Origin of the sequence: Mycolicibacterium neoaurum ATCC 25795 (genome assembly GCF_000691525.1) — a bacterium.
In the GTDB taxonomy this organism is placed as follows: Bacteria; Actinomycetota; Actinomycetes; order Mycobacteriales; family Mycobacteriaceae; genus Mycobacterium; species Mycobacterium neoaurum.
Genome location: NZ_JMDW01000022.1, coordinates 64,266 through 81,106, shown reverse-complemented (window position 1 = coordinate 81,106; position 16,841 = coordinate 64,266). Strand labels below are relative to the sequence as shown.

Here is a 16,841-nt window from a genome sequence, read left to right as displayed (position 1 = left end):
TTAAGTCAAGCACTTGATTTAAAACGCGCCGGAGATCACGCCCTGCGGACGATCACTTTCCCGGCCACCGTGCCACCGTCGACCGGGAGCACGGTGCCCGTCACATACCGCGACTTGTCGGTGGCGAAATACAGTGCGGCCTCGGCGACGTCGTCAACGGTGCCCTCGCGCTTGAGCGGTCGGTCGTTGCGCATCTGGGTGCGGATCTTGGCCTCGAACTCCTCGAGGCGCTCCCGGTCCTCTCTCGATGCCGACTTCGCCACGATGGCGGTACGGATATTGCCCGGGGCGATGGCGTTGACCCGAACGTCGTGATGCGCCAACTCGATGGCGGCCGACTTGGTGAACTGGATGACGGCGGCCTTGGACGCTCGGTAGGTCATCACCCCGCCCCCGGCCTGGATGCCGCCGATCGAGGTCAGGTTGATCACCGACCCGCCGCCGTGCTCGGCCATGTGCCGGGCGGCATCACGGGTGCCGGCCATCACGGCGCGCACGTTGACGCGCATGACCGCGTCGAAGTCGGCGAGGTCGTCGTCGAGGAACCGCCGGTGCATGGTGCCCGACACCCCGGCGTTGTTCACCATGATGTCCAGGCCGCCGAACTCGTCGACGGCCGTGCCGATCAGGGTGGCGATCTGCGCGATATCGGTGACGTCGGTGCCCAGAAATCGCGCCGTGGCACCGAGTTCGGTGGCCAGCGTCGCGCCGCGTTCGCCGTCGACGTCACCGAAGACCACCCGGGCGCCCTCGGCGACGAACCGGCGTACCAGACCCTCGCCCAATCCCCCGGCGCCCCCGGTGATGACGGCGACCCTGCTGTCCAGTTCGGCTGTCATGAAGCGCCTTTCAGGAAGTCCAGCAGCACCTGTGCGACGGCTGCGGGTTGTTCGATCTGCGGGCAGTGGCCGGCGTCCTCGATGACCACGGACTGCCCGCCGGGGATCTGCGCGGCGATCTCGGCGGCCCAGCCGGACGGGAGCAGCTTGTCCGCGGCGCCTTCGATGATCAGCGTGGGCACGGTGATGCGCTCATAGGCGCGCTGCGCGGACGGCAGCGCCGGTGCCTCAAGTCCAGGTCGGCGAAACCTGGCCGCCGCCAGTGATTCCCACGCCCCCGGCGCGATGCTGGATTCAAAACGTCGCCGAACATAGGATTCGTCGGCAGCATACGCGGGGTCGGCGAACAGCGCGGTGACGATGCGGCGCATCGCCTCGGGCGTCGCGTCGTAGTCGTACAACGCGGCCGTGTGCTCGTTCTTCTCGATCTCGCCGCCGCCACAGATGGCCACCAGGCTGCGGGCCGACAACAGCGGTTGCCCCGACGTCGCGTCGACCAGCAGGTTGATCGCACCCATCGAGTTGCCGACGAAGTGTGCCGCCGGGACGCCGACGGCGGCGCAGAACGCGGCGATATGGCGGATCCGCATACCGCGGCCGTCGGTGAAATCGACGACCTTCGCGCTGTCACCGAATCCGAGCATGTCCGGTGCCAGCACCCGGTGATGCTCGGCCAGCACGTCGATCACGCGTTCACAGCCCAGTTCCGCGCTGGCTCCGAACTCACCGCCGTGCAACAACACCACCGGGTCGCCGGTACCGGCCTCCAGATAGCTGGTGCGCAGACCGTCGACGGTGATCGTCGTGCGCCGGAGACTCATTTGATGGCAATCGGGCTGACGGGCGCGCCGACCGCGCCCACCACCTTCAGCGGCGGCGCGATGAGCTGGAACTCGTAGACACCGTCGGCGCGGCAGTCGGCGGCCAGCCCGGTCAGATCCCAGTACTCGCCGAGCATCAGACCCATGTCTCGCAGGCAGATCATGTGCATCGGCAGGAAGGTGCCCTCGACGCCGTTGGCCGGGTCGGGATCCTCGACCATCAGATTGTCCGAGGCGACGGCGGCGACCTCGTGATCGTGCAACCAGGAGGCGCAGGTCCAGTGCAGGCCGGAGCCGGCCTCCTGGCCGTCGCCGGTGGACAGGAAACGCGTCCACCAGCCGGTGTGGACGACCACGATGTCGCCGCGGCCGATCCGCACGCCCTGCGCTGCGGCGATGTCGTCGAGTTCGGCCGGGGTGATCGGCCGGCCCGGCGCGCAGAACACCTCTTCGCCGCGGTGGGCCACCACGTCGAGCAGCACACCGCGCGACACGATGCCCTTGCCGTCCACCTTCTCGATACCGCACCGGTAGGCGCCGAAGCTGGTCACCGAGTCCGCCGGGAAACCGTTGTACAGCTTGTCCTCGTAGTACACGTGCGAGAGCGCATCCCACTGCGTGGCCGACTGCAGCGACATGGTGATCATATCGTCGTTGAACCGGAACGGGTTGTCGACGAAGAACGAGCTGAGTTCCTGGGCAACGGATTTGCGGGCCCACTCGGGGGCGTACCTGACCAAGGTCTCGGCATCGCCACCGTCGACGGTCATCACATGGATCGGGTTGATCCGGAACTTGAAGGCGCCCTGCGGTCCGTTGGACCCGAAGTCCCCGCCCAGCGAGATCACCTTGCCACGCTTGACCAGCGTCGCGGCCTCGGCGACCTTCGCCTCGGTGATCAGGTTGAGCGTGCCGAGTTCGTCATCGTCGCCCCAGCGGCCCCAGTTGCGCACGTCATCGGCGATCCGGCGGAAATCCTGCATGGTGGACATCTAGCCGATTCCTTCCAGTGTCGCCTGCGCGATCCGGTGTGCAACGACGCCGCCGTCCACCCAGATCACCTGTCCCGAAATGTAGCTTGCCGCTGGGCTGTTGAGAAAGGCCAGCACCGAGGCCTGTTCGTCCGGTCCGCACACATGGCCCAGCAGCGTGGGGAACGAGTCGAGGTAATCCTGCCCGTAGGCCGAGCGCAGCTGGTCGAGAATCGGGGTCTCGGTGACGCCCGGGCCGGTGCAGTTGATCCGGATGCCGCGCTCGCCGAGCGGGATTGCCTGTGCCATGCCGTAGAGGATGATCGCCTCCTTCGACAGTCGGTAGCCACCGTCGGCGAGCGCCTCGGGATGCGCCTGGCACCACGCGATGCCCTCGGCCATCGACCGGGTCGCCAGCAGACCGGCGGTCACCGCGGCGTTCTCCCGGTAGCCGGCCGCCGCCAGGGAGGACACATTGGCGATCGCCGAGCCGGCCGGCAGCTGCGGCAGCAGCGCCTCGGTGAAATGCCGCATCCCAAGGAAGTTGATGGTCACCACCAGCAGCGGCTTGCCGATCCCCGAGGACACCCCGGCCACATTGAACAATGCGTGCACCGGTCCCTCGATCGCCGCGACCGCGGCGTCGACGGAGGCTTCGTCGGCGAAGTCGACCTCGACGAACTCATCGGGGACGGACGCGGGTCGGCGCAGATCCACTCCGGTGACACGGGCACCGAGGTCGGCCAGTTGCGCGGCCAGATGCGCACCGATACCCGATGCGCATCCCGTCACCACGACCCGGCGCCCGTCATAGCGCCAGCGCTCACCGCCCATATCAGCTTGCGGCCCCGCGCTGTTCCTTTTCCAGCTGCGCAGCCTTCACGCGGCCCTCGTTGATCTCGGCCATCGCCTCGGGGATCTCCCCGGCGGTGAAGTTGCCACCCCGGCCGGTGGGCAGGCCACCGAACGAGTACGTGTCGTCGAACAGCGGCGCATCCCAGTTCTGCCGGCGGCCCTCCACCTTCTCGATGACCGGCTCGAGCCGCTTGGCCTTGGCGGCCCTGGCCTTCTCGTCGCGCTCGATGAACTCGGGCAGGATCTCCTTGCCCATGATCTCGATGGACTCCATGGTGCCCTCGTGGCTGCGCGGGTTCAGCAGCAGGATGATCTCGTCGACACCGCTGGCCTCGTATCCGCGCAGGAACTCGCGCACCGTGTCCGGTCCGCCGATGGCGCCGCGGCCCGGGCCGTAGGCCAGCGTCGGATCATCCTTGACGGCCTGCTCGTAGAGATCCCACACTCCGGTGCGGCCGGGGGTGTGCATACCGGTGAGGTAGTAGTGCATGATGCCGAACGAGAAGAAGCCGCCGCCGATTCCGAGACGCTTGATCGCCTCGTCGTCGTTGCGGGCCACCATCATCGACAGATCGCCGCCGATGGCCAGGATGTTGGGGTTGATCGCCGGCGTGATCGGCGTGGCCTGCTCCTCGAAGTCGCGGTAGTAGCCGTCCACCCGGTCCTTGAGCGCCTCGGGTCCGGTGTAGGCGAAACTCAATGCGCCGATGGCCTTCTGGGCCGCCATCTGCACCGAGGACGGTCGGGTGCAGGCCACCCACACGGGTGGGTGTGGGTCCTGCAGCGGCTTCGGGATGACGTTGCGGGCCGCCATCTCGACATGCTCGCCCTTGAATCCGGTGAACGGCGCCTCGGTCATACAGCGGATGGAGACCTCGAGGGCCTCCTCCCACATGGTGCGTTTGTCGGCAGGGTCGATGTTGAACCCGCCCAGTTCCGCGACCGACGACCCCTCACCGGTGCCGAATTCGACACGGCCGCCCGAGATCAGGTCCAGGGTGGACACCCGCTCGGCGATCCGTGCGGGGTGGTTGATCGGCGGCGGCAGGTGCATCACACCGAAGCCCAGTCGGATGTCCTTGGTGCGCTGGCTGGCCGCGGCCAGGAACATCTCCGGCGCGGTCGCGTGGCAGTACTCCTCCAGGAAGTGGTGCTCGGTGAGCCAGACGGTGGAGAAGCCGGCCTTGTCCGCGGCCTCCACCTCGTCGAGGCCATCGAGGAACATCTGGTGCTCGTCATCGTCGGACCACGGACGCGGCAACGCAAACTCGTAGAACAGCGAGATCTTCATGCGGTTACCTCTCTATTGGAATTTTCAGATATGTGTTGTGCCGCAACGTAGCCGAACGTCATGGCGGGTCCGATGGTGGCGCCGGCACCGGCGTAGCTGCGACCCATGACCGCCGCCGAGGTATTGCCGGTGGCATAGAGGCCGGCGATGACGCCACCGTCCTCGCCCAGCACCCGGGCGTGCTCGTCGGTGACCAACCCGCCCGAGGTGCCCAGGTCGCCGAGGATGATCTGGAACGCCAGATAGGGCGGCTTGCCCAGCGGCGCGAGGTTCGGGTTGGGCAGCGTCGGGTCGCCGTAGTAGTTGTCATACGCGCTGTCACCGCGGTTGAAGTCGTCATCATGTCCGGTGGCGGCCAGGCTGTTGAACCGGTCGGCGGTGTTGCGCAACGCCTGCGGCGGCACGCCGATCTTGGTGGCCAACTCCTCGTAACTGTCGGCGGCCACCACGATGCCGGAATCCAGCCAGGCTTGCGGGATCTTGCGGCCGGTCGGCACCGGCGCGAACGGCACCTTCGGGATCGGCAAATGCCCGCCGACCACGTAGCGGTGGAAGGACTTGATATCGGTCACCAGCCAGCACGGGACGTGGTCCACACCGGATGCCTGACCCTCGATCATGGCGTGCGCGAAGTCCATATAGGGCGCCGCCTCGTTGATGAACCGCACGCCGGCTCCGTTGACCACGAACTGGGCCGGCATCATCCGCTCGTTGAGCATGAACTGCAACCGGCCATCCGGCCAGCACATGGCCGGGAACCACCACGCCTCATCGAGCAGATCGGTTGCCGCGCCGACCTTCTCACCGGCCCGGATCCCGTCACCCAGTGCCGCCGGGTTACCGAAGCTCCAGTCCTTTTCCAACAGCGGCAGATACTGACGGCGCCAACCGATGTCGTGATCGAAGCCACCGGTGGCCAGCACGACGCCGCCGCGGGCCGCGATGCGTAGCGGTTTCCCGTCACACTCGACGACCGCACCCACGACGCGGCCGTCCACATCGGTGATCAATTCGGTCATCGGCGCCGACAACCACAGCGGGATGTCGTGTTCGGCCAGCGCCAGGCGCATCCGGGCCATCAGCGACTGTCCGATGGCGGCCATCCGGTCCCCGAACACCCGGGCCCGGAACATCCGCCAGATCAGCTTGACCAGCACTACCTTGCCACGCCAGTTCTGACGCACCTGGTAGAACAGCCGAAGGTCCTTTGGCGCGAACCAGATTCCCCTGGGCGCCAAAGAGAGCGGGGCGAGCATGTTCTGCTCCTCCGCGCCGAGCCGGCGCAGGTCGATCTCCGGGACGTTGATCGTGCTGCCACGCTCGGATCCACCGGGCAGTTCCGGATAGTAGTCGGCGTAGCCGGGCTTCCAGACGAACTCGAACCAGTCGCTGCAGCGCTCCAGGAAATCCATCATCTCCGGCGCCACGTCGACGTAGGTGCGCAGACGGGCGTCGCTGATTAGACCGTCGGTGATGGTCTTGAGGTACTCGAAGACACCGTCGGGGTCGGGGGTGTATCCGGCGCGGCGCTGCGCGGGTGCCCCGGGCACCCAGATACCGCCGCCGGACAGTGCGGTGGAACCGCCGAACTTGGCCGACTTCTCCACCACCAGGGTGTCCAGTCCGTTCGCCGCGGCCTTCAACGCCGCGGTCAGGCCGCCACCGCCGGAGCCGACGACGAGGACGTCGACGGTGTGGTCGAACCGGGTTGCCGACTCACTCATGAAAGCACCGCCGTCCGGATCGCGAAGCCCGCGATCAGTTCTGGAGCCGCGCGGTAGTAGCGCTGCTCGGTCTTGTATGCGCCGAGTGCGGACAGGGCGGCGAAGGCCGCCACCCAGGTGCGCACCTCGTGCGCGGAATTGCCCGCCTCGGCGGCGATCCACTCGTTGCGCCACCCGTCCACCTCGGCCAGCCGGTCGTTGTCCAGCAGGTCCAGGAAGGCGTGATCCCATTCCGGGTTGAGCGGTTGCAACGGGCTGTCGCCGTGGGCGAAGGCGTGCGCCGCGGCGATCACCGCGTCCTGGCGTGCCGCCCGCGCGTCCGCGCTCATCGGTGCGCCGCCGACGATCCGTTCCAGCGCGGCCGGCGGTGCGGTCGCCAGCGTGGGCACCGGCGGATCATGGGACAGGCCGCCCGATCCCAGCAGCAGCACGCGCTTGTCCACACCGGACAGGTACTCACCGATCGCGGTACCCAGCGCCCGGACGCGCTTGAGCGGGCCCAGCGGGGTGGCCACCGAGTTGATGAACACCGGCACGATCGGCGGTGTCCGGTCGCCGAAGAGGGTGTCCAGCGGCTGAACGGTGCCATGATCGACATCCATTGCCGCCGAGAGCGACACATCCACGCCGGCGTCCCACGCCGCGGTGACCATCGCGGTCGCGATGTCGGCGGCGACGTCGAGCGGGCCCGACCGGGTGCCGTAATCGCCGACGCCGGTGGCCGCGGTGCCGATGCAGAACGGCGGCATCAGCCGATAGAAGAACCCGTTGTAGTGATCGGGTGAGAACACCACGACCAGCTCCGGGTCGAAATCGCGCACGAAGGCCGTCACGGTCTGCAACTGCGCGCTGATGTCCTGTAGCAGGTCCGCGGACGGTCCGGACAGGTTAAGCAGGGGGCTGTGCGACATGCAGCACAGGGCGACGCGCGACATCTGCTTCACCTCCCCCGGTGAGATGCAGCACGCCGAACAGCTGGGCGCTGGTGGCATCGGAGAGCTGGGCGATGCAGGCAGCGGCGATGCACCGGTCGGGCCGCAGGAAGAGCACCGACTCGGCGTGAGCGTCGAAGAATCCCTTCAGCGCACCGGTGCGGTCACCCACGATCGTGACGCCCGGGTCATCGTGGCCGGACCAGTGCAGCTGGGTGTTGGGCCGGGCCTCGATGAAGTTGGCACCCAGCGTCTTCCAGCGGGTGTAGGTGTCCTCGCTCAGCAGGGCACGCGGGTTGTTGTTCCAGGCGAGCACGGCGAATCCGGTGCCCAGGATCTCGTCGAGCAGTACGTTCTGGGCGACCCGGGTGTCGACGGCCGGCTGGATGAACAGTGTGCCCGCCGGTGGCACCGCCGAGGCGGACTCGTTGTGCACCACCGCACCGGTGTCATAACGCGGCATCGGCTTGAAGCGCATCTCCAGCACGTAGCGCTTGAGGGTGGGAACCACCGACGCGGCGCGGATCACCTTGTCCCGCAGGGTGGCCACGTGGCGGTTGGTGGGTGAGATGACCCGGCCCACCAGGGTGGAAAGGTCGATCATGGCGCGTGCGTGCTTGCGCCGTTCGGCATCGTAGCTGTCCAACAACGCGTCATCGGCCTGTCCGTTGACGACGGCGGCTAGTTTCCAGCCGAGGTTGGCGGCATCGCGGATGCCGCTGTTGTACCCCTGCCCCTGCCACACCGGCATCAGGTGGGCGGCGTCGCCGCCGAGCAGCAGCCGGCCCTTCCGGAACGATCCGGCGATGCGGGAGTGATGGGTGTAGACGCGATGCCGGATGATGTCGACCCGGTCGGGGTGCGGGACGAACGGGGCCAGCATGTGCTCGATGAACGCCGGTTGCTCGACCTGCTCGTCGGTTTCGTGGGCGTGGATCATGAACTCGAAGCGGCGGATGCCGTGCGCGATCGAGATCGAGGCGTAGGGACGGTCCGGGTCGGCGCCGACCTCGCTGTTGGGATGCCCGAGCGGGTCATTGACCAGATCGATCACCAGCCAGCGGGTTGCCGAGGTGGTGCCCTCGAAGGACACCCCCATCAGATGCCTTGTCGCACTGCGCCCACCGTCGCAACCCACCACATATCGCGCCCGCACGGACTCGGTGGCACCGGCGGACACCAGGTCGACGGTGACCCCGTCGGCGTCGACGGCGCAGTTCTCCATCCGGGTGCTCCACCGCACCTGCACATGGGCGAACCGGTCGAGGCCGCGCAGCAGCTCGGCATCGACCAGTGGCTGGACGAAGCCGTTGCGTTTGGGCCAGCCGAAACCGGCGTCCGGGGGCGCCATCTCGGCCAGCAGTTTCCGCTTGGCGTCATAGAAGCGCAGGATCTGATTCGGCACGGTGTGCGGCAGGATCTCGCGCACAAGCCCGATCGACTGGAAGGTCCGTAGCGACTCGTCGTCCAGGCCGACACCGCGCGGGTAGTCGATCAGGGTGTCGCGATCCTCGACCACCAGTGTCGAAACCCCCTGCTGGCCCAGGATATTGGCGAGCGTCAAGCCGACCGGCCCGGCGCCGACAATCAGGACGTCGGTGTCGGTCACGGTCGCCCCAGCAGGAAGTCGATGTGCAACCGGTTGAAGGTCTTCGGATCCTCGTACTGGGGCCAGTGCCCGCAGTCGGGCATCACCTCGAAGCGGGCGCCGGGGATCATCTCCGAGATGCGCCGGCCCGCACTGACATCGGCGGTGGGGTCATCACTGGTCCACAGCACCATGGTGGGCGCGGTGATGGCGCCGTACTCCGCGGGCCCCAGCAGGTTGCGCGCCCGGATCTCGGGATCCTGCAGCGCCATGATGTCGCTCATCGCCGAGACGAAACCCGGTTGCTGGTAGACCTTCTGACGGCTGGCGACGATATCGTCGTAACCCTTGGACTTGTCGGCCATCAGCCACTTGATGCGGGCCTGCACGGTATCCCAGTCCGGGTTCTCCGCGGCCGCCATGGACAGCGAGATGATGCGCTTCATCACCTCCGGATCGGCCTGCGACCCTCCGGCGGTGTTGAGGACCAGTCGTGCGATCCGGTCGGGATGATCGACCGCCGCCCGCGCGGCGACCCAGCCGCCCAACGACTCACCCGACAGATGTACGCGGTCGACGCCGATCGCGTCGAACACGGCGAGCAGATGATCGACGTAGTGACCGACCTCCAGCGGATGGCCGGGCTTGTCGGTGTAGCCGTGACCCAACATGTCGATCGACCAGGTGGAGAAGTGCTCGGCATGCGCCTCCAGGTTGCGCACGTATGCCTCGGCGTGCCCACCCGAGCCGTGCAGCAGCACCAGCGTGGGCTTGTTCCGTTCTCCCGCATGCAGATAGCGGGTCCGCACCCCACCCGCGTCGAGGTACCCCTGCGCAAACGCCACACCTTGAAGATCGCTCCAGACACTCTCGTGTTCGGCCTGCACCGTTCCGCCTCTCCCCGCCTCGCCGACCGTCGTCGATAATGCCATTCTCACTTTCGTGGAATGATCTGTGCTAAAATCGCACATCTATGTGCACTATATCTAGAGCATTACTCTCGTGATGTCGCCTGTCAAGGGACCCGCGACCAGCTCAGGGCGCAAACCCACCGACCGACCTGCGGCCGGTTCACAGACACTCGCCCGGGGACTGTCCGCCCTGCAGGCGGTGTCCAGCGCGCCCGCCGGGATCACGGTGGCCGACGTCGCCAATCACATAGGGGTACACAGGACCATCGCCTACCGGTTGCTCAGCACGTTGACGCAAGCCCGATTCATCACCAAGGGCGAGGACGGCCGGTACCGGCCCGCGGCCGCCCTCGCGGTGCTGGGTGCTTCCTTCGACAACAATGTCCGCCACCTCGCGCTGCCCACGCTGCGCCTGTTGGCCGACGAGCTGGGCACCACCGTCTCCCTGCTGGTGGCCGAGGGTGACCAGCAGGTGGCCATCGCAGTGATCGTGCCGACTCTGGTCTTCTACCAACTGTCTTTCCACGAAGGCAGCCGCCACCCCCTCGAGCGCGGCGCCGCCGGTATCGCGCTGTTGGCGAGCATGCCGCCGCGTCCCGGCGAGCGCGAACTGGTCGGGCTGGCACGCGATCAGGGATGGGTGATCACCCACGGCGAGATCGAACCGGACACCTACGGCCTGGCCGTCCCGGTGCGGAGGCGGCCACCGTCGCCGCCGACCTGTATCAACCTGATCTCTCATCGCGAGGACGTCGTCCTTACCGGTCGCGATGCCGTGATGCGCGCGGCCAGGCAACTGTCCGAGATTCTCGGCTGAAACGGAAAGGACCGTGCCCATGCCCGACTCATGGGATCAGGAGTTCGACGTCGTTGTTCTCGGCTCCGGCGGTGCCGGCCTGTCGGCCGCGCTGACCGCCGCGGTCAACGGCGCCCGCGTCGCCGTCTACGAGAAGGCGTCGACCGTGGGCGGGACCACCGCGGTGTCCGGTGGCATCGTGTGGATTCCCGCCCATGACCGACTCGACGGCACTGAGCTATCGGTCGAGGACGCCCTGAGATACCTTGCCGCACAATCGCTGGGTGCCATGGACCAGGATCTGGTCGAGACCTTCGTGCGCACCGGACCGGTGATGCTGGAATACCTGGAACGGCACAGCAATCTGCGGTTCGACATCGCCGAGGGGTTCCCGGACTACAAACCCGAACTGCCGGGCGGTCAACCCGGTGGCGGTCGGTCACTCAATGCCAGGCCGTTCGATCTCGCCACACTGGGCGACTGGCGCGACCGGATCACCTCGTTCCCGGTCGACTTCAGCAATGTCGGTATCGATGCCGAGACCAAGGCGCGTATCCACGCCGCCGTCGACGATCTCGACGGTGACTACTGTGTGGCAGGCACCGCACTGATCGCAGGGTTGCTCATGGGACTGCTCGATCGCGGCGTCGAACCTGTCACCGACGCCCGCGCGCTCGAACTGTACGGATCGGCCGAAGGCATCACCGGTGTACGTATTCGACACGCCGGCAGAGATATTCGCGTCCGATCTCATCAGGCCGTCATTCTCGCGACCGGCGGTTTCGAGTGGGATCCACAACTGGTCGAAGCCTTCCTGCGCGGCCCGATGCGCGGCGCGGTGTCGCCGCCGAACAACATCGGCGACGGGTTGCGGATGGCCATGGCGCACGGCGCCGACCTGGCCAACATGGGTGAGGCATGGTGGGTGCCCGTCGTGCAGATCCCCGGCGACACCCTGGGCGGTGAGCCGCGCAGCCGTAGCGTGCGCTTGGAACGCACCAGGCCGCGCAGCATCATCGTCAACCGCACCGGTAAGCGTTTCCTCAACGAGGCCGGTGAGTACAACTCGATGGCCGGCCCGTTTCACCATCTCGACCCGCGCACCGGATACCTCAACGACCCGGCATGGATCGTCTTCGACGATCAGCACCTCAAGCGGTACGGGTTCCTGGGCATCGAACCCGGCGGCGAAGCCCCCGATTGGTTCAACGCATCGGCGACGCTGGAAGAACTCGGAGCAGCAACGGGTATCGACGCCGCCGGCCTAAAGCGCACCCTGGACGCATGGAATGAGAACGTCGAGAGGGAGCGTGACCCGGACTTCGACCGTGGCGCAAGCGCTTACGACGGATACTGGGGCGACCCGGCAGCCGCCTCGCCTGCACTGCGGACACTCGGACCACTCGATACCCCGCCGTACTACGCCGTGCCGGTCGCGATCGGCGCCATGGGTACCAAGGGCGGGCCGCGCACGGACCGCGACGGGCGGGTACTGCACGTCAGCGGGCAACCGATTCCCGGCTTGTTCGCGGCGGGTAATGCGATGGCCGGTGTGACCGGGAAGGCCTACGGCGGTGCGGGGGGCACACTCGGCCCCGCGATGACCTTCGGCTACCGCACCGGGTACACCGCCGCAACCGGCGAATCCGCCCCCACCACCTAGCGATTTGTGGAGTCTCACCCGTGATCATCGCGGGCGAGACTCCGCAAACCGCAAGAAAACTAGGGCTGGTCCTTGACGGCGGCCTGCGGCGGGCCCGCGGTGCGCCAGTCCTGCAGGCCGTCCTCGGCGAGCCCGACCGGGAAACCGTTCTCGTGCACCTGCGACCAGTGGCTGTGGTTGAGCTGATGCATGGTGAAGCAGGCGTTCAACGAGTTGTAGAAACCCTGGTTGTCTTGCGTCTGGTTCACCGACTCCTTGATGAGCAGCGCCGCCATGGTCGGCACCTTGGCGATGCGGCGGGCGAATTCGACGGTCTTGTCCGCGAGTTCGGCGGCCGGGAAGATCTTGGAGACCATCCCCAGGGCGTGGCCCTCCTCGACCGAGAGGGTGTCGCCGGTCAGCATCAGCTCCTTGGTCTTGCGAGCCCCGAACTCCCACGGGTGCGCGAAGTACTCCACGCCGCACATACCGAGTCGGGTGCCGACCACATCGGTGAAACGGGTGTTGTCCGCCGCCACGATCAGGTCGCAGGACCACATCAACATCAGCGCCGCGGCATAGACGTCGCCGTGCACGGAGGCGATGGTGATCTTGCGCAGATTACGCCAGCGCCGGGTGTTCTCGAAGTAATGGTGCCACTCCTGCAGCATCAACTTCTCGGCGCCGTCGCGGGTGCCGCCGTTGACGGTGAAGCTCGGGTGCTGGTCCGGTCCCGGTGAGTACTCGGCGATCTGGACCTTCGACCCGACGTCATGGCCGGCCGAGAACATCGGGCCGTGCCCGCCCAGGATGACGACCCGGACGGTGTCGTCGGCCTCGGCGCGCAGGAAGGCCTCGTGCAGTTCGACGAGCATGCCGCGGTTCTGGGCGTTGCGCGCCTCGGCCCGGTTCAACATGATCCGGGCGATGGTGCCCTCGTCGAGGGTTTCGTAGGTGACGAACCGGTAGTCGGACTCAGCAGTGCTTTCCAAAGCCATGGAGCGATACCCTATTCCGTTGGGATGCCGTTACCGTGCGGATCGCCTAGAGCGACAAGATGGTCGCCGAAGCGGTGCCCGGCGCGCCGTACACCTGGGCCAGGCCGACGCGCGGATTGCCCGGCACCTGCCGCTCCCCCGCCTCACCGCGCAGTTGCCGCACCAATTCGTGCATCTGGCGGAGGCCCGAGGCGCCGATGGGCTCACCGTTTGCTATCAGGCCACCGTCGGTGTTGACCGGGATCGACCCGGTGATCTCGGTGGCACCGTCGATCAGCATCTTCTCCTGCTCACCATCGGCGCACAGTCCGGTCTCGGCCATGTGGATGACCTCGGCGCCGGCGTCGGTGTCCTGCAACTGCGCGATGTCGACATCCTCGGGCCCGATACCGGCGGCCTCGTACGCCGCCTTGGCCGCAAACACCGTGGGTGAGGGGTCCTCGTCCAGCGGTGCCGAGGTCGCATGCACCTCGTAGGCACCGAAGGTTCTGGTGCGGATCTCGCTGGCGCGCACGAAAACCGGCTTGTCGGTGTACTTGTGTGCGATGTCCGCGCGGCACATGATGACCGCGGCGGCACCCTCGTCCGGGGCGCAGAACATGTACTGGCGCAGCGGGTAATTCAGCACCGGTGAGGCCATGATCGCCTCGACGGAGATCTCCTTGCGCCGGAATGCATTCGGGTTCAGCTCGCCGTTGCGGAAGTTCTTGTTGGCCACCCGGGCCAGCGTCTCCTCCGAGATGCCGTGCGTGTGGATGTAGTGGTTGGCCTTCATCCCGAAGAATTTGGTCGTGACGAACTGACCGTTGTTGGCGTACCACTGCGGAAGGGCCAGCTTGGCCGGATCGTCGGTGAAAGCGCCACGCGGATGCTTGTCCAGGCCGATGGCGATGCCGATATCGTACTTACCCAGCCGGATGGTGTCGGCGGTCTGTTGGATCGCCGATGCCGAGGTGGCACAGGCATTGAACACGTTGGTGAAGGTGATGCCGGTCAGGCCCACCAGCCGGGTCACGGCGTCGGGATTGGACACCTCATAGCTGCCGCCGAAACCGAACTGGATGTCCTTCCACTCCACACCGGCGTCGGTCAGGGCGCCCTGAATGGCCTCGGCACCCATCTCCATGGCGGTCTTGTCGAACCGGCCGAACGGGTGGATACCGACACCGATGATGGCAACGTCATTACTCATCTGAAGTCCTCTGTCTAGACCGGCTTGAACCAGAACGTGACGAGCTCATCGCCGTCGGCATCGGTGGCGAAGGGCGCCATGGTCAGTTCGACCTCCATGCCGAAACTCAGCTTCTCCGGGTCGTTCTCGGTGAGGCGTCCCTCGACCCGGATCACATCGCCCAGTTGGACGAGTCCGACCCCGAACGGCTCGAAGTCCTTGCCCGTCGGGCCGGCATACGGTGCACCCGGCGGGAATCCCTGTGTCGTCCAGGCGATCACGGTGCCGCGGCGGGGCAGCAACTGATCCGACATCTCGGCCTTGCCGCACTTGGGACAGTACATCTGGCGCGGGAATGTCGTCGCCGAACAGGCACCGCACCGGCTGCCGATCAATTGCGGGCTCTCATCGGGCCAGGTGGAGATGTCGGGGGCAAGCGCCTTCTGCATCAGGCTCCTCGGATGCCGTGGAAGAATACATTTACTGTTTCGCACAGTAGCATTTCTCTATATCGGAAACCATATTCTCATTCGGCTTCCACCTGCGCACCGTCCAACAACCGAGCCGTCGCGGCATAGACATCCAGGTGCCCGTCGGCCACGGTGGCGGCCAGCTCGTCGAGGCCTGGGTGGGACCGCAGCACGGTCTGAGCCAGTGACAAGATCTGCAGGCGCGCCCGGGCCTGGCGACGGTCGGCGGTGTCGGCGCGGTGATGAGCATCCACGGCGGCAGCGAGTTCCTCGATGCCGACGTTCTGGGTCGCGCTGATCTTGAGGATCGGCAGGCCGGTCTCGATGTGCAACTCGCGGGCCGTCCGTTCGGCGCCATCGCGGTCGGCCTTGTTGACGACGATGATGTCGGCGACCTCCAACAGCCCAGCCTTGGCGGCCTGGATCGCATCGCCGGCGCCTGGGTTGAGGATCACGACGGTCGGATCCGCGACCGCGGCGATCTCGATCTCGGACTGCCCGACGCCGACGGTCTCCAGCACCACGAGGTCGTAGCCCAACGCCCCCAGCAACGTGATCGCCGCGGGTACCGCCGCCGCCAGCCCGCCGAGATGCCCGCGCGTGGCCACCGACCTGATGAGGACATCCGGATCGTTGATGTGCGCGGCCATCCGGATCCGGTCCCCGAGCAATGCTCCCCCGCTATACGGCGAGGACGGGTCGACGGCCAGCACCGCCACCCGCAATCCGCCGGCGCGGTACGCCGCGACCAACACCGCCACAGTGGTGGATTTCCCGGCCCCGGGCGGGCCGGTGATGCCGATGGTGCGCACCCGACCGGCGGGCAACTCGGCCAACACCGCGGCGCGGCGGTCACTTTCGACCAGGCTGAGCAGCTTGCCGACGGCGCGCAGCGAGCCACCGCGGGCCGCCGCGAGAAGCTCGGTGATGGTCTTCTCGCCAATGGTCATTGCGCGCGACTCGAGGGCGCTGCGGTCCACAATCACCGCCCCTTCGAACTCGTTGAGAATGCTATTCTCCCTCGCGAAGAGTAATAGTTGCAAGAAGGGGTTCACACATGGATATCGCCGGTAGCTCGGCGCTCGTCGTCGGCGGCGCGGGAGGACTCGGAGAAGCGACGGTACGGCGGCTGCACGCCGCCGGCGCCAAGGTGGTGGTCGCGGACCTGGCCGACGAGAAGGGCCCCAAACTCGCCGATGAGCTCGGCGTCACCTACGTGCGCACCGACGCCACCTCCGAGGAGTCGGTCAATGCCGCCATCGCCGAGGCCGAAGCGCTGGCGCCGCTGCGCATCTCGGTGGACACCCACGGCGGTCCGGCCGCTGGTGGCCGGTTGATCGGCAAGGACGGATCTCCGCTGGGTCTCGACGGCTTCGAGACGACGGTCAAGTTCTATCTGACCGCGGTGTTCAACGTGCTGCGGCTGGCCGCTGCGGCGATCGCCCGCACCGAGCCGCTGGAAGAGGGCGGGCGCGGGGTCATCGTCAACACCGCGTCCATCGCCGGTTATGAGGGCCAGGTCGGTCAGCTGCCCTACGCCGCGGCCAAGGGCGGCGTGCTGGGCATGACCCTGGTGGCCGCTCGGGACTTGTCCCCGTTGGGTATTCGCGTCAACACCATCGCCCCGGGCACCATCAACACCCCCGCCTACGGAAAGGCAGCCGATCAGCTCGAGCAGTACTGGGCGCCACAGATCCCGTTCCCCAAGCGGATGGGCCGCAGCACCGAGTACGCACAGCTGGCGCAGAGCATCATCGAGAACGACTACCTCAACGGCGAGATCATCCGCCTCGACGGTGCGCTTCGATTCCCGCCCAAGTGATCCTGGGATC

The 16,841-nt window shown here is 66.9% G+C and carries 16 protein-coding genes; 3 read left to right on the top strand and 13 right to left on the bottom strand.

Translation table 11 applies throughout. The features are described 5' to 3' along the window. Window positions 1–35: 35 nt before the first annotated feature. The 9 genes from IC40_RS0124620 to IC40_RS0124580 are packed head-to-tail and all read right to left on the bottom strand — an operon-like array spanning window position 36 to window position 9,953. The gene (locus IC40_RS0124620; RefSeq protein WP_030137327.1) at window positions 36–839 is read right to left on the bottom strand and encodes an SDR family NAD(P)-dependent oxidoreductase; all 804 of its coding nucleotides are present in this window, start codon (window positions 837–839) and stop codon (window positions 36–38) included. Then, window positions 836–1,660, bottom strand: a complete 825-nt coding sequence (locus tag IC40_RS0124615; RefSeq protein WP_030137326.1) for an alpha/beta fold hydrolase — start codon at window positions 1,658–1,660, stop codon at window positions 836–838. Before IC40_RS0124615 ends, IC40_RS0124620 begins: the two co-directional genes overlap by 4 nt. Beyond that, window positions 1,657–2,643 carry a cyclase family protein gene (locus IC40_RS0124610; protein ID WP_036470801.1) on the bottom strand — a complete coding sequence of 329 codons (987 nt, stop codon included), beginning with the start codon at window positions 2,641–2,643 and terminating at the stop codon, window positions 1,657–1,659. The genes IC40_RS0124615 and IC40_RS0124610 overlap by 4 nt, the downstream gene beginning before the upstream one ends. 9 nt (window positions 2,644–2,652) lie before the next feature. Continuing rightward, window positions 2,653–3,465 carry a coniferyl-alcohol dehydrogenase gene (locus tag IC40_RS0124605; protein ID WP_030137324.1) on the bottom strand — a complete coding sequence of 271 codons (813 nt, stop codon included), beginning with the start codon at window positions 3,463–3,465 and terminating at the stop codon, window positions 2,653–2,655. A 1-nt stretch (window position 3,466) separates the two neighbouring features. Then, complete coding sequence (locus tag IC40_RS0124600; protein WP_030137323.1) at window positions 3,467–4,777, bottom strand: LLM class flavin-dependent oxidoreductase; 1,311 nt, start codon at window positions 4,775–4,777, stop codon at window positions 3,467–3,469. Next, window positions 4,774–6,501, bottom strand: coding sequence for an FAD-binding protein (locus IC40_RS0124595; RefSeq protein ID WP_030137322.1), 1,728 nt, complete (start codon window positions 6,499–6,501; stop codon window positions 4,774–4,776). The genes IC40_RS0124600 and IC40_RS0124595 overlap by 4 nt, the downstream gene beginning before the upstream one ends. Next, entirely contained in the window at window positions 6,498–7,436 is a 939-nt protein-coding gene (locus tag IC40_RS0124590) for a 3-carboxyethylcatechol 2,3-dioxygenase (RefSeq protein WP_081843542.1), read from the bottom strand. Before IC40_RS0124590 ends, IC40_RS0124595 begins: the two co-directional genes overlap by 4 nt. Continuing rightward, window positions 7,390–9,042 carry a bifunctional 3-(3-hydroxy-phenyl)propionate/3-hydroxycinnamic acid hydroxylase gene (locus IC40_RS0124585; RefSeq protein WP_030137320.1) on the bottom strand — a complete coding sequence of 551 codons (1,653 nt, stop codon included), beginning with the start codon at window positions 9,040–9,042 and terminating at the stop codon, window positions 7,390–7,392. Before IC40_RS0124585 ends, IC40_RS0124590 begins: the two co-directional genes overlap by 47 nt. Beyond that, window positions 9,039–9,953, bottom strand: a complete 915-nt coding sequence (locus IC40_RS0124580; RefSeq protein WP_042510013.1) for an alpha/beta fold hydrolase — start codon at window positions 9,951–9,953, stop codon at window positions 9,039–9,041. The genes IC40_RS0124585 and IC40_RS0124580 overlap by 4 nt, the downstream gene beginning before the upstream one ends. A gap of 73 nt (window positions 9,954–10,026) precedes the next feature. On the opposite strand from IC40_RS0124580, the gene IC40_RS0124575 reads away from it, so the two are divergent. After that, window positions 10,027–10,749: an IclR family transcriptional regulator gene (locus IC40_RS0124575; protein ID WP_030137318.1), complete on the top strand. Its 723-nt coding sequence runs from the start codon at window positions 10,027–10,029 to the stop codon at window positions 10,747–10,749. Window positions 10,750–10,768: 19 nt separating this feature from the next. Further along, window positions 10,769–12,391 carry an FAD-dependent oxidoreductase gene (locus tag IC40_RS0124570; protein ID WP_030137317.1) on the top strand — a complete coding sequence of 541 codons (1,623 nt, stop codon included), beginning with the start codon at window positions 10,769–10,771 and terminating at the stop codon, window positions 12,389–12,391. Window positions 12,392–12,450: 59 nt separating this feature from the next. On the opposite strand, the gene IC40_RS0124565 is transcribed toward IC40_RS0124570, so the two are convergent. The 4 genes from IC40_RS0124565 to meaB all read right to left on the bottom strand — a co-directional run bounded on the left by IC40_RS0124565 (window position 12,451) and on the right by meaB (window position 15,959). Next, the gene (locus IC40_RS0124565; protein ID WP_030137316.1) at window positions 12,451–13,368 is read right to left on the bottom strand and encodes an enoyl-CoA hydratase; all 918 of its coding nucleotides are present in this window, start codon (window positions 13,366–13,368) and stop codon (window positions 12,451–12,453) included. Window positions 13,369–13,414: 46 nt separating this feature from the next. After that, window positions 13,415–14,560, bottom strand: a complete 1,146-nt coding sequence (locus tag IC40_RS0124560) for a thiolase family protein (RefSeq protein ID WP_030137315.1) — start codon at window positions 14,558–14,560, stop codon at window positions 13,415–13,417. A 14-nt stretch (window positions 14,561–14,574) separates the two neighbouring features. Beyond that, window positions 14,575–14,988: a Zn-ribbon domain-containing OB-fold protein gene (locus IC40_RS0124555; RefSeq protein WP_030137314.1), complete on the bottom strand. Its 414-nt coding sequence runs from the start codon at window positions 14,986–14,988 to the stop codon at window positions 14,575–14,577. A gap of 77 nt (window positions 14,989–15,065) precedes the next feature. After that, on the bottom strand, window positions 15,066–15,959 hold the full coding sequence (gene meaB / locus IC40_RS0124550; protein WP_030137313.1) for a methylmalonyl Co-A mutase-associated GTPase MeaB: 894 nt from the start codon (window positions 15,957–15,959) through the stop codon (window positions 15,066–15,068). A gap of 107 nt (window positions 15,960–16,066) precedes the next feature. Here meaB and IC40_RS0124545 point away from each other — a divergent pair, with 107 nt between their 5' ends. Then, complete coding sequence (locus tag IC40_RS0124545; RefSeq protein WP_030137312.1) at window positions 16,067–16,831, top strand: SDR family NAD(P)-dependent oxidoreductase; 765 nt, start codon at window positions 16,067–16,069, stop codon at window positions 16,829–16,831. The last annotated feature ends 10 nt before the right edge of the window (window positions 16,832–16,841 follow it).